The organism is Cardiobacterium hominis (assembly GCF_900637305.1).
GTDB classification, from domain to species: Bacteria; Pseudomonadota; Gammaproteobacteria; order Cardiobacteriales; family Cardiobacteriaceae; genus Cardiobacterium; species Cardiobacterium hominis.
On record NZ_LR134365.1, the window covers coordinates 1,150,521 to 1,162,539 of the forward strand.

Below are 12,019 nucleotides of genomic sequence, written 5' to 3' on the forward strand. Positions count from 1 at the left end.
GGAAATGAAAACGCCGCATCCAGCGGCGTTTTTTTATGCAGCTTCAGCCACCACGGCCGACAAAGAGCGAGAGGATGCCCGCGGCAATCAGCGGGCCGACCGGGATGCCTTTGAGGAAGGCGACGCCGATGACGGTGCCGATGATGAGGCCGGGAACGACGGCGGGCTGGTTCATCATCAGCGGCACGCCGCGTCCGGCAAGCCAGGCGACGAAGATGCCGACGGCTATAGCGGTGAGGTTTTTCCAGTCGGCGAAGTCGCCCGCGCCCAGGCTGATTTTGCCGCTGGCGAGCGGCGCGAGGACGCCGATGGTGAGCAGGATGATGCCGACGGTCAGGCCGTTTTTTTCTACCCACGGCAGGTAGCGGGCGAGGAAGGTTTGTTGCATGAGGAGTAGCACCGCCGAGGCGATGGTGACGGGGGTGTTGTGGCTGATGACGCCAAGGGCGGTGAAGACGAGGAGGATGAGGGCGGCGGGGTCGATGTTGTGCAGCATGGTTATTCCGTGGGCGCGGCTTGCCAGCGCAGGACGAGGGCGTCTTCGCGGCTGCCGTCGGGGTTGGGATAGTAGGCGCGGCGGCGGCCGCTTACGCGGTAGCCGAGGTCGGCATAGAGTACTTGTGCGGCGTAGTTGCTGGCGCGCACTTCGAGGAAGGCGACCGCCGGACGTAATGCGGCGAGCGCCGCGTGATGCAGGGCGCGGGCGATGCCTTGGCGGCGGGCGGCGGGGTGGACGGCAAGCGAGAGCAGGCTCATTTCGTCCAGCACTTGTGTGCAGGCGATGAAGCCAAGCGGTGTGCCGTGGGCGTTTTCTGCCAGCCAGAGCGGGTCATGCGCGCCGGGGCGGCAGACGTCGCAGGCGGCGGCGAGCGCTTGCAGCGCGGGCAGGTCGGCGGGGTTTGCGGGGCGGATGGTGTACGAGGCGCGTCCGGGCTCACAGGTCATGGTGTTCGCTGTGGAAGACGAAGTGCTCGCGGATGTGCGAGTGGACGAAGTAGAAGCTGTGGTCGTAGCGTTTGTGCCAGTTAATCCAGATTTCGCCGCTGGCGATGCGGTCGGCGACGGTCGTTTCAAAGGCGGCGAGGTGGATTTTGTTGCCGAGGTGGTCGTCGTCCGTGCCTTGGTCTATCCATAGCGGCAGCGGCGGCGCGTCCGGGTGCGCGGCGTACCAGGCGTTCGGGTCGAAATGTTCGGGCAGTTGGACGTGCGCGAGGTGTTCGGCGTGCCACGGCGTGCCGATAAATCCCAGCCACGGCGCGAGCGCCGAGGCGCTGTGGTAGCTCGTGGGATGGCTGCGCGCGTGGTAGATGGCGAGTGTGCCGCCAAAGCCGTAACCCATGATGCCGCGGCCGGGCGCGAGGGCGAAGTGCGCGGCGAGGGTGGCGGGCAGTTCGTCTTGCAGGTAGGCGGCGATGGCCTGGTGTTCGCGCGTGTATTGGTCGGTGCGGGCGATGTCGTCGCCCTGATAGACGTTGAACAGGTCGGGGATGACGAGGATAGTGTCGTATCGGTTGGCGTAGCGCTGGTAGTCGCTTTGGCTGGCGACGAGGCGGGCGTTGGTTTGTAGCCCCGGCAGGTAGTAGAGCGCGGCGCAGGGGCGTTCTTTGAGGAGCGAGGCGACCGGCAGGTAGATGGCGACTTCCAGCGGGCGGTGCAGGCTGTCGGCGTAGTGGCGGTAGAGGCGTTGTTCGCCTTTGAAGCTGGTGTGCGATGCGAGCAGTTCGAGCGGGTTCATGGTTTGCGGTTCTGGGTAGGGGGGAGGCGGTAAAGGAAAGGGCGGTTATGCTTGGCTAACCGCCCCTGCGGGAGATAGGCGGCAATCAGCCGATTTTCATCCCCGGTTTGACGCCGTCGCCGGGTTGCAGCAGGTGCAGTTGGCCATCGCCGCTGGCGGAGAGGATCATGCCGGTGGAGGTGCCAAAGCGCATTTTGCGCGGCGCGAGGTTCGCCACGTACACGACCATTTTGCCGACGAGGTCTTCCGGCTGGTAGTAGGCCTTGATGCCGGAGAAGACGTCGCGCGCGCCCAGTTCGCCGACGTCGAGCTTGAAGCGCAGCAATTTGTCCGAGCCGTCGATGTGGCTGCATTCGAGGACGCGGGCGATGCGCAGGTCGGGTTTGGCGAAGTCGTCGATGGTGATCCAGTCGCAGGTTTCAGCGGCGGCTTTGTTTTTGCCAACCGCCGCTTCTTCTTTGAGGTCTTCTTTGCTGTCGGCGATGATGGCGTCGGTTTGTGCGGCTTCCACCCGCTGCATCATCGCGCTGAACGGCTGGATGGTGGTGCCGAGCAGCGGTGTTTGTGCGTCCGCCCAGGTGAGCGGGGTGATGTTGAGCAGCGCTTCGGCGTCTTCGGCCACTTGCGGCAGCACGGGTTTCAGGTAGGTGATGAGTTGGCGGAAGGCGTTGATGCCGACGGTGGCGATGCCTTGTACGGCGGCGCGGCTGGCGTCGTCCTTGATTTTCACCCAGGGTTTTTCGGCGTCGATGTATTCGTTGGCAGCGTCTGCCAGTTTCATGATGTCGCGGATGGCGCTGCTGTATTCGCGCTGTTCGTAGGCGCTGGCGAGGTCGTCGGCTTTGGCGGCGAATTGGTTAAAGAGCGCGTCGTCGGGCAGGGCGGCGGCCAGCGCGCCGTCAAAGTGTTTGCTGATAAAGGGCGCGCAGCGGCTGGCAAGGTTCACCAGTTTGCCGACCAGATCGCTGTTTACTTTTTGCCGGAAGTCGTCGAGGTTGAGGTCAAGGTCTTCAACGCGCGCGCTGAGTTTGCTCGCGAAGTAGTAGCGCAGGTATTCGGGGCGCAGGTGTTTGAGGTAGGTCTCGGCTTTGATGAAGGTGCCGCGCGATTTGCTCATTTTTTCGCCGTTCACCGTGAGGAAGCCGTGGCAGTTCACCCCGCTCGGCTGGCGGTAGCCCGCGCCTTTGAGCATCGCCGGCCAGAAGAGCATGTGGAAGTAGGCGATGTCTTTGCCGATGAAATGGTAAAGCTCGGTGTCGTGGCCTTCGCGCCAGAAGGCGTCGAAGTCGAGGTTTTCGCGGTCGCAGAGGGCGCGGAAGGCGCCCATGTAGCCGATGGGCGCATCCAGCCAGACGTAGAAGTATTTGCCGGGCGCGTCCGGGATTTCAAAGCCCCAGTAGGGCGCGTCGCGCGAGATGTCCCACGGTTGCAGGCCTTCAACGAACCATTCGCCCAGTTTGTTGCGCATGGATTCTTGCAACTGCGCGCTTTGCAGCCAGTCACGCAGGAAGGCGTCAAACGCGGGCAGGTCGAAGAAGTAATGCTCGCTGTCGCGCTCCACCGGCGTCGCGCCGGATAGTGCCGAATAGGGGTTGATGAGGTCGGTCGGCGCGTAGGTGGTGCCGCAGACTTCGCAGTTGTCGCCGTACTGGTCCTTGCTGTGGCATTTCGGGCATTCGCCCTTGACGAAGCGGTCCGGCAGGAACAGCTGCTTTTCCGGGTCGAAAAGCTGCGAAATGGTGCGGCGCAGGATGTGACCGCCGTTGTCCAGCGCGCGGTAGATGGCGGCGGTCAGTGCGCGGTTTTCGGCGCTGTGCGTGCTGTGGTACTGGTGATGGTCAATGAGAAAGCCGCGGAAATCGCGCAAATGCTCGCTGTGGCTCTTGTCGATGAGCTGCTGCGGCGTGATGCCTTCCTTTTCCGAGCGCAACATGATGGGCGTGCCGTGCGCGTCATCGGCGCAGACATAGTGGCACTCATGCCCGCGCAGGCGCTGGAAGCGTACCCAGATATCGGTCTGGATATATTCCACCATGTGGCCGAGGTGAATCGCGCCATTGGCATAAGGCAGGGCGCTGGTGACAAGAATGCGGCGTTTTTTCGCGTGCGGCATGGCAAAGCTCTCATGTGAATAAAGAAAGCGCGCATTCTAACAAATGCGCCCGCTATAATCGCCGCTCCCTTGAAGATGGAGAACCCCATGAACGGCTCACTTTTCTGGCTGCTCCTGCGCTACGCCGAACTCGTCAATCCGAACGCCATCGTCAAAAGCGCGCCGCCGGTGTCGTCCTCTTATTACTACGAATGCCTGCGCAAAAGCGGCGACGCCAGCGGTGCCGAAGAAAGTTGCGCCTTTCTCGCCCTCGGCCAGCTTGACGGCGACATCGAACAAATCCACTACCGCCACGGCAGCGATGCCGCCTGGCAGGAGAGTTTGCAGGCCTTTAAAAACTACCGCGCCGCGCGTTGCCGTCTCGAAGAAAAAGAAGAATTGCGCTGCCGCATCCGCCTCTCGCAGGAGTACCTAAACGAATTGCAATACTTGCCGTAAGGTTGGCATAGACAAAACAACGCATTAGCAAAAACGGGTTTGACGCTGTGAAAAATGCTTGGGTATAGTGCGCGCCTCATTTAACCAAGAAACCACAACACGGACCCGTAACCCCATGAAAAAAGAAACCTTCTTCGGGCTGGCGATGCTCAGTCTGGCTGGATGCAGCACCACCTCGCAGCAAACCGCCGCGCTGGACGTACAGCCGCTCGAACTGGAAAGCCTCAAGCCTGAAAAAATCCAGCCCGCCAAGCGCGTCTTCGCCGGCAACCCGACGCGCAACCGCCTCATCGCCGACGGCAAAAAACTCATCGGCACGCGCTACCGCTACGGCGGCACCAGCGAAAAAAGCGGCTTTGACTGCTCCGGCCTCGTCCAGCACGTCTTCGCCCAGCAAGGCTACCGCCTGCCGCGCAGCAGCAAAGAACAATTCAGCAAACTGCTGCCGGTGAAAGAACCGCGGCCGGGCGACCTCATCTTCTTCCGCCAGGGCAAAGGCAACGTCAGCCACGTCGGCATCTACCTTGGCAACCAGAAAATGCTGCACTCGCCGTCGCCGGGCAAAAAAGTGGAAATCACCCGCATCGACCAGGATTACTGGAAAAAACGCTACGCGGGCGCACGCGCCGTGGTGCAAGAGCGCGTCACCGTATCGCGCTAAGCGCTGTATAAAGAAAAAACCGCCGGAAGGCGGTTTTTTTGTGACGGATGAAAGCGCTACTCCGTCTTCCCTGCCGCCCAATCGGCGAGCGGCAGCGGCGGCTCATTGTTCCAGAGACGCGGCCAGAGGCGGACGAGCAGCGGGCGAAAATCCGGCACGCCATCATCGTAATGATACGGCGCCACGCGCTGCCACCTGCCGCCCGCGTCGCGTTCGGCCATGACGAAGCGGAAAGTGAGCGCGCCATCCATGCCCATGCGCAAATCGCTGATGACCAGCTTGCCGTCGGTCTCATCGGCGCGCAGCCAGCCGTCGGTGAACCATTGCAGACGCTGATAAAGCGGGTCGCCGGCAAGCGGTGCCGTCAGCGCCTTGCCTTGTGGCAGGCGGATATGTTCCGGCGGCATTCGGTCAAAATAGCCGCTCACCGCCTCGATGTAGTCACCGCGGTCGGTCTCGGCGAGGACGCGATAGACGAGATTGTTCAGCGGCAGCGGCGTTGCCATGACGCGCGTTACCGGCACGCCTTCCGCCACAAGCGTCGCCCGCACCCGTTCGGCGTGATAATGACTGCCGAAAACGCCAAAAGCGAGATAAAAACAGCCCCAGAGAAAAGTCGCGCTGAGGCCACGCCAAGCATTGCGGCTGATGCCGTGCCAGGCAGCATGCGCGAGCGCGAGCAACATCGGCACGGTATAAAGCGGGTCGATGATGAACACGCCCGACCACTGCTGCGGCGTCGGCGTGAACGGCCACAACAGCTGCGTGCCATAAACCGTAAACGCATCCAGCAACGGGTGGGTGATGAGGCTGGCAGCGCTGGTAAAAAACAGCCGCCGCGCGCTGTATGGCGCGTCCGGGTAGCGCTTCTTCACCGCCCAGGCGATGAAGGCGGCGAGTGCGGTCAGCACGAATACGCTGTGGCTGAAACCGCGGTGATAGGTCATGGAAGAAACCGGGTCGGCGTAACGGATGAAAACGTCCAGATCGGGCAGTGTACCGAGCAGCGCGCCATAAACCAGCGCCTTGCGCCCCTGCTGCCGCCCCATGCCGATGCCCTGCACCGTCGCGCCCAGCACCGCTTGTGTGAGAGAGTCCATAGAAATCCTGGTGAAAAAAAGGGCGGCTATGATAACCGCGCGCCACAGTGCACGATATGACGGAAAATTCGCCCGCCGCGACCCGGGGATGCCGCTATAATCGCCGCTTTCATACCTTGAAACACAAAGGAAAAATCATGAAGCGACAAACCCTGCTGGCTGCATTCACCGGCGTGCTGTTACTGGCACAAAACGCCTTGGCGATAGAAACACCCAAAGGCTGGAAAGCGGAAAAACACGAAGCCGGCGTCACTTACAGCCCCGAGAACGCCGCAGGGCGTGAAATATCCGTATCCATCAGCCTGCCATTGCCCGATGAAGGCAAAACCGCGGCGCAGTTGCTGGAAGATGTCGTCAAAGGTATGACCGCAGAAGGCGATCTGAAAATCGTCAAAGGCGGCAAAATCGAGAAAAAAGACAAACGGGCGGAAGTCGTGATGGATGTTGAAGTCATGGGCGAACCACCGGTGCGCGTCAAACAAGTCATCTATCCCATCCCAAAAAAGAGCGTGCGAGTCATCGTCATGTCCATGAACGGCGATGCCGATACCTTGCAGCGCTACCAAAAAACCCTCGATGACATCATCGAAGCGCAATACGCCGAAGACATGGCGCGCAAGAAATAAAATGCCATTTGCCGAAAGCACCGCCCCATCATGAACCCGTCAACCACCATCCGCCTGCGCCCGCTGGAGCGCGAAGACCTGACTTTCGTGCATCAGCTGGATAACAACGCCAACGTCATGCGCTACTGGTTCGAAGAACCCTACGAAACCTTCGCCGAGCTGACCCACCTCTACGATGAACACATCCACGACCAGCGCGAGCGCCGCTTCGTCATCGAATGCGACGACGGCAAGGCCGGGCTGGTGGAACTGGTGGAAATCGACCACGTCCACCGCCGCGCCGAATTTCAGATTATCGTCGCCCCCGACCATCAGGGGCGCGGCATCGCCACCCGCGCCACCGAACTGGCGATGGAATACGGCTTCAGCGTACTGAATCTGTACAAAATTTACCTTATCGTCGATGTGGAAAACGCGAGCGCCCGCCATGTGTACGAAAAACTCGGCTTCCAGCCGGAAGGCGTGCTGCGGCATGAATTTTTCATCAACGGACAGTACCGCGACGTCACCCGCATGTGCCTGTTCCAGCACGACTACCTGCAACGCGGGCGCTGAAGTTGATAGAGAAAACGCCGCTTGATGCGGCGTTTTTTGTTGTTTTATTCAGCGGCGGGTGGCGGCGGGGTGCGGTGGATGCGCAGGGCGTTGGCGATGACCAGCAGCGAGCTCGTGCTCATGCCGAGGGCGGCAATCCACGGGGTGAGGTGGCCGCTGATGGCGAGCGGCAGAATGGTGAGGTTGTACACGGTCGCCCAGGCGAGGTTTTGTCGGGTAATGCGGCGGCTGCGCGCGGCGAGTTCCAGCAGGTAGGGCAGCGCTTCCGGGCCGTTTTTGAGGAGGACGATGTCGGCGTGGGTTTGCGAGAGCGGGTTGGCGCGGCCCACGGCGACGGAGACGCTGGCGCGGGCAAGGACGGGGGCGTCGTTGATGCCGTCGCCAATCATCAGGGTGTGTTCGGGATCGTTCGCTTCGAGCAGCGCCAGTTTGGCGGCAGGGTCGAGGCCGCCGTGCCGGTCGGTGATGCCGTAGCGCGCGGCAAGGCGGGCGACGTTTTCCGCGCGGTCACCGCTGGCGATGGCGAGGTGGTAGTGCGCTTGCAGACGGGCGAGGGTGGCGGCGAGGTTGTCGCGTTCGGGATCGCCCAGTTGGTAATGGGCGCGCAGTTCGCGGTTTTCGGCGAGGTAAACGTGGGTGGTGTTGGCGTCGGTTAGTGCGCTCCCTCCCCCTGTGGGGGAGGGGCGGGGAGGGGTTAGTTTCGGGTCGCACGGTACGGCTTTATTATCCGTGGTCGCCATGCGGGATTTTTCTACACCCCCTCCCCAGCCCTCCCCCGCTTCGCAGGGGAGGGGGTTATTCTCTTCGTAGGTCGGGTATTTATGCCCGACGTTGTTTTTGTCGGCCATGAGTGACCAATCTGCATCAGTAGTGGTGTCAGCATCGGCGGTATGCGGATAAACCCCTCCCCGACCCTCCCCCACAGGGGGAGGGGGCTGTTCGGTGGGCGGGATTTCCACGCCGTTTTCTTGCATGTACGCCGCGCTGCCGATGTGCCAGCGGCTGCCGTCGTAGTTGCCGCTGATGCCTTTGCCGCTGTGTTGTTCGATGTTGTCCATCGCCACGGTCGCCACGGGTTGTTGGCTGTAGTACCAGGCGATGGGGTGGGTGCTGTGGGTTTCCAGGGTTTTGGCGATGGCGAGCAGGCGCTGCGGCTCGCCGTAGTAGTCGCTGCGGCGCAGTTGGTATTTGCCCTGGGTGAGGGTGCCGGTTTTGTCAAAGAGGATGCGGCGGATGTGGGTGAGGCGGTCGAGGGTGTTGCTGTTTTTGATGAGGATGTGGTGTTTGTGCGCGTGGTTGAGCGCGGCGGTGAGTACGGTCGGGGTGGCGAGCGACAGCGCGCAGGGGCAGGTGGCGACGAGGATGGCAAGGGCGATGTCGAAGGCGCGCGCGGGCTCTATCCATTGCCAGAGGAGGTAGCCGGCGGCAGCGAGGATAAGTACGGCGAGGACGGTTTGTTGGGCGAGGGCCTGGTTGCGGTCGATTTGTGGCGAGCGGTGTTGTTCGGCGCGCGCGCTGATGCGGCGGATGGCGGCGAGGGTGGTTTGTTGGCCGGTCTGGGTGACGCGGATGTCGAGCGGGCTTTGCAGGTTGGTGCTGCCTGCGTGTACGCGGTCGCCGCTGGTTTTGTATTGTGGGGTGCTTTCGCCGGTGAGCATATTTTCGTCGATGCGGCTGGCGCCGCCGGTGATTTCGCCATCGACGGGGATGGTGTGGGTCGGCAGGACGCGGATGTGGTCGTCCGGCTGGATGGTGGGCAGCGGTACGAGCTGCGCTTCGCCACGGTCGTTGTATTTGTAGACGGCGTCGGGCAGGAGGCGGGCGAAGTGTTGTTGGTTGTGGCGGGCGCGGCGGCGGGTGTGCGCTTCAAGGTAGCGGCTGATGCTGATGAAGAAGATGAACATGGTGACGCCGTCGTAGTAGATTTCGCCGCGGCCAATGAGGGTGTGGTAGAGGCTGGCGAGCCAGGCGCCGGCGCAGGCGAGTGCGATGGGCAGGTCCATGTTTGGCTGGCGGTGGCGCAGGCCGAGCCAGGCGTTTTTGAGGTAGGGGTAACCGGCGTAGAGCATGACCGGCGCGGAGCAGAGGAGGCTGATCCAGCGCAGCAGTTGTTCGTATTCGTGGTCGATGCCGTGCCAGGCGCCGGTGTAGAGGCCTGTCGCGAACATCATCACTTGCATCATGCCGAGGCCGGCGACGATGAGGCGCAGGAGATCGTGGTTGCGTTCGCGCCGCTGTTTGTTGTCTTCTTCGTCCGGGGTGTGCAGGTTCGGGGTGTAGCCGAGGCTGGCGATGGTGGCGAGGATGGCGGAGAGCGGGGTGTCGCGCCAGCGGATTTCGGCGCGGCCGGTGCCGAGGTTGATGCGGGTGTGGTTGATGCCGTGCGCGTCTTGCAGGGCGTGGCTGATGAGCCAGGTGCAGGCGGCGCAGTGCAGGCCGTCAATGTAGAGGTGGATTTCCTGGTCGTCGCCGTCTTTATAGGTGTATTGCGCGGCGATTTCGGGGAGGTCGTAGGCTTGCCAGTGCGCGGGGTCGTAGGGGTGTTCGGGGCGCGGCGCCGGGCGGTCGCGCACTTGGTAGTATTGTTCAAGGTGATGGGCGCTGATGATGTGCGCGACGGCCTCGCAGGCGTGGCAGCAGTAGGCGTGGCCGTGGTCGTCGGTGATGTGGATGCCTGCCGGAACGGGTTGTTGGCAGTGGTAGCAGTTCATGGGTTGGCGAGGGGGATGACGGCAGGCGGTGGCGGTTCGCCGGGTTTGGGGTGCGGGTATTTTCCTTTGATTTTCCAGCTGTTGTCAGCCGGGGCGAGGCTCAGGTACCAGGTCGCCTCGGTGAGGGTTTGTTGTACGGCGGCGGGCAGCGGGTAGTGGTTCGGGGCGTCTGCTTGCAGGGTGTGGCGCTGGTCCAGCGCCGCTTTGCTGGCGTGTTGCAGGGTGAGGGTGAGCGCTTCGATGCTGGGCGGTTCGCGTTGCAGGGTGATGGCGCCGTCTGTCAGCGTCGCTGTGATGTCGGTGCGGCCTTCTTGTCGCATCTGCGGCGAGAGGCCGGTTTTGCTGTAGTCATCCAGTATCGGCGCTTCTTTGCTGCTGATGGCAAGGTAGATGGTGTACATGCTGCCGCAGACGGTGGCAAGCGGGATGAGGATGATGAGGAGCAGGATGTGGTTTTTGTACCAGGGAATGGGGCGTTCGTTCATTTGTTGGGGGCGAGGAATTTGCTGTTTTGGTGATGGGCATCCGCGGGGTTGTCCTGCGGGGTGACGATGAAGTCGATGTTGATGCTGCTGTCGCTGCCCAGCGATTTGCGCGGGATATTGACGCGCAGCACGGTCTCGTACACCGCGCCGGGCTCGACGCTGAAGTGTTTTTTGCCGTCAATTTCCGCGCCATCGGCTCCGGCGACGCCGAGGGTGAACTGGCGCGGGTTTTCGGTTTTGTTCAGCACTTTGATGGTGTAGATGTTTTGGATGCGGCTGCCGCTGATTTTGCGCGCCAGCACGTTGCGATCGCGCAGGATATTGACGTCCAGATCGCCCTTGCCGGCGATGGAAATGACGAACAGGCCAAACGCCGCCAGCAGCACCGCGCCGTAAGCGAAGGTTTTCGGGCGCAGCAGTTTGGTATTCTTGCCGGCGAGGCGGTTGGTCGAAGTGTAGCGGATGAGGCCGCGCGGCGCCTTGATTTGGTCCATCATGTTGTCGCAGGCATCAATACAGGCGGCGCAGGCGATGCATTCCAGTTGCAGGCCGTCGCGGATATCAATGCCGGTCGGGCAGACCTGCACGCACATGGTGCAATCAACGCAGAAACCGAGCGCATCCGGGTTTTCGCGATCCTGCTTCTTTAAGCGGCGGCGCGGTTCGCCGCGTTGCGGGTCATAGGCGATGATGAGCGTGTCTTGGTCAAACATCGCCCCCTGAAAGCGGGCGTAGGGGCAGACATATTTGCAGAACTGCTCACGCACGATGCCCGCTTGCAGATAACAAAAACTGCCGTAAAACGCGACCCAGAAATACGTTTCCACGTCCGCATGCAGGGTGAAAAATTCAGGAATCAACTGGCGTATCGGCACGAAATAGCCGACAAAACCAATCCCGGCGCTCATCGCCACCAGCACCCACAGCGTATATTTCAGCACGCGCTTGCGCCCTTTCTCGCCGCGCCACGGTTTGCGCGCCAGTTTCAACTGCTCGGAGCGGTTGCCCTCGATTTTCTGCTCAATCCAGAGAAAAACCTCGGTATAAACCGTGTGCGGACAGGCATAACCACACCAGACACGGCCAAGCAGGGCGGTGGCAAAAAAGAGCAACAGCGCGAGCCCCAGCAGGATAAACGTCAGCAGAATAAAATCCTGCGGCCAGATATTCAGGCCAAAAATATAGAAACGGCGGTGCGGCAAGTCGAAAAAAATCGCCTGGCGACCGTTCCACTGAAAGAACGGCAGTACATGGAAAATACCGAGCAGCACCAAGAGCGCTGTCTTGCGCAGACTGGCGAAGCGCCCCTTCACCGGGCGCGGCCGGATTTTGACGTGCTTCTCGTAGAGCGTTTCAGGTTGCGATGGAGAGATGGATGCCATGATGATTCCTTGCGGTCGGGCGCGGGGCGCTGCCGGATTTTTTTGTTTGTAATGAAAGGAGCGGTCACAGAGGCGACCGAACGGCGCGCATTATAGCCGCTTTTCCCGCCTGAAAAAGCGTAGCCGCCTTGAAAGCAAAACGATTTTTTCCAAAAAAACCGATTGGAATAATTGCAGGCAACGGGGCAGGGACAAAGAAGGGCAGGTTGGAAT

The 12,019-nt window shown here is 61.6% G+C and carries 12 protein-coding genes; 4 read left to right on the forward strand and 8 right to left on the reverse strand.

The annotated features are described in order from the left end of the window. Positions 1 to 43 precede the first annotated feature (43 nt). The 4 genes from EL199_RS05635 to metG all read right to left on the reverse strand — a co-directional run bounded on the left by EL199_RS05635 (position 44) and on the right by metG (position 3,848). Complete coding sequence (locus EL199_RS05635; protein ID WP_004139575.1) at positions 44 to 496, reverse strand: DUF441 domain-containing protein; 453 nt, start codon at positions 494 to 496, stop codon at positions 44 to 46. A 2-nt stretch (positions 497 to 498) separates the two neighbouring features. Continuing rightward, on the reverse strand, positions 499 to 945 hold the full coding sequence (locus EL199_RS05640; protein WP_004139580.1) for a GNAT family N-acetyltransferase: 447 nt from the start codon (positions 943 to 945) through the stop codon (positions 499 to 501). Continuing rightward, complete coding sequence (locus EL199_RS05645) at positions 935 to 1,735, reverse strand: alpha/beta hydrolase-fold protein (protein WP_004139581.1); 801 nt, start codon at positions 1,733 to 1,735, stop codon at positions 935 to 937. The genes EL199_RS05640 and EL199_RS05645 overlap by 11 nt, the downstream gene beginning before the upstream one ends. Before the next feature lie 85 nt (positions 1,736 to 1,820). Beyond that, positions 1,821 to 3,848, reverse strand: a complete 2,028-nt coding sequence (metG, locus tag EL199_RS05650) for a methionine--tRNA ligase (RefSeq protein WP_004139582.1) — start codon at positions 3,846 to 3,848, stop codon at positions 1,821 to 1,823. 87 nt (positions 3,849 to 3,935) lie between these two features. Between metG and EL199_RS05655 the strand changes: the two genes are divergently transcribed. Further along, positions 3,936 to 4,286, forward strand: coding sequence for a glucarate dehydratase (locus EL199_RS05655; protein ID WP_232008353.1), 351 nt, complete (start codon positions 3,936 to 3,938; stop codon positions 4,284 to 4,286). A gap of 115 nt (positions 4,287 to 4,401) precedes the next feature. Next, positions 4,402 to 4,947, forward strand: a complete 546-nt coding sequence (locus tag EL199_RS05660) for a C40 family peptidase (RefSeq protein ID WP_004139587.1) — start codon at positions 4,402 to 4,404, stop codon at positions 4,945 to 4,947. Positions 4,948 to 5,003: 56 nt separating this feature from the next. On the opposite strand, the gene EL199_RS05665 is transcribed toward EL199_RS05660, so the two are convergent. After that, positions 5,004 to 6,047, reverse strand: a complete 1,044-nt coding sequence (locus tag EL199_RS05665) for a metal-dependent hydrolase (protein ID WP_004139589.1) — start codon at positions 6,045 to 6,047, stop codon at positions 5,004 to 5,006. Positions 6,048 to 6,184: 137 nt separating this feature from the next. Between EL199_RS05665 and EL199_RS05670 the strand changes: the two genes are divergently transcribed. Both EL199_RS05670 and speG read left to right on the forward strand, forming a co-directional pair. After that, on the forward strand, positions 6,185 to 6,673 hold the full coding sequence (locus EL199_RS05670; RefSeq protein ID WP_004139590.1) for a hypothetical protein: 489 nt from the start codon (positions 6,185 to 6,187) through the stop codon (positions 6,671 to 6,673). A 30-nt stretch (positions 6,674 to 6,703) separates the two neighbouring features. Further along, a complete protein-coding gene (gene speG / locus EL199_RS05675; RefSeq protein WP_004139591.1) occupies positions 6,704 to 7,228 on the forward strand; it encodes a spermidine N1-acetyltransferase in 525 nt (174 codons plus the stop codon). A 44-nt stretch (positions 7,229 to 7,272) separates the two neighbouring features. Here speG and EL199_RS05680 read toward each other — a convergent pair whose 3' ends face one another. The 3 genes from EL199_RS05680 to ccoG are packed head-to-tail and all read right to left on the reverse strand — an operon-like array spanning position 7,273 to position 11,806. Further along, entirely contained in the window at positions 7,273 to 9,939 is a 2,667-nt protein-coding gene (locus EL199_RS05680; RefSeq protein ID WP_126316024.1) for a heavy metal translocating P-type ATPase, read from the reverse strand. After that, on the reverse strand, positions 9,936 to 10,424 hold the full coding sequence (locus tag EL199_RS05685) for a FixH family protein (RefSeq protein WP_004139595.1): 489 nt from the start codon (positions 10,422 to 10,424) through the stop codon (positions 9,936 to 9,938). The genes EL199_RS05680 and EL199_RS05685 overlap by 4 nt, the downstream gene beginning before the upstream one ends. Further along, positions 10,421 to 11,806 (reverse strand): cytochrome c oxidase accessory protein CcoG, encoded by a 1,386-nt coding sequence (gene ccoG, locus EL199_RS05690; RefSeq protein ID WP_004139596.1) that lies wholly within the window; start codon positions 11,804 to 11,806, stop codon positions 10,421 to 10,423. Before ccoG ends, EL199_RS05685 begins: the two co-directional genes overlap by 4 nt. Positions 11,807 to 12,019: the final 213 nt, after the last annotated feature.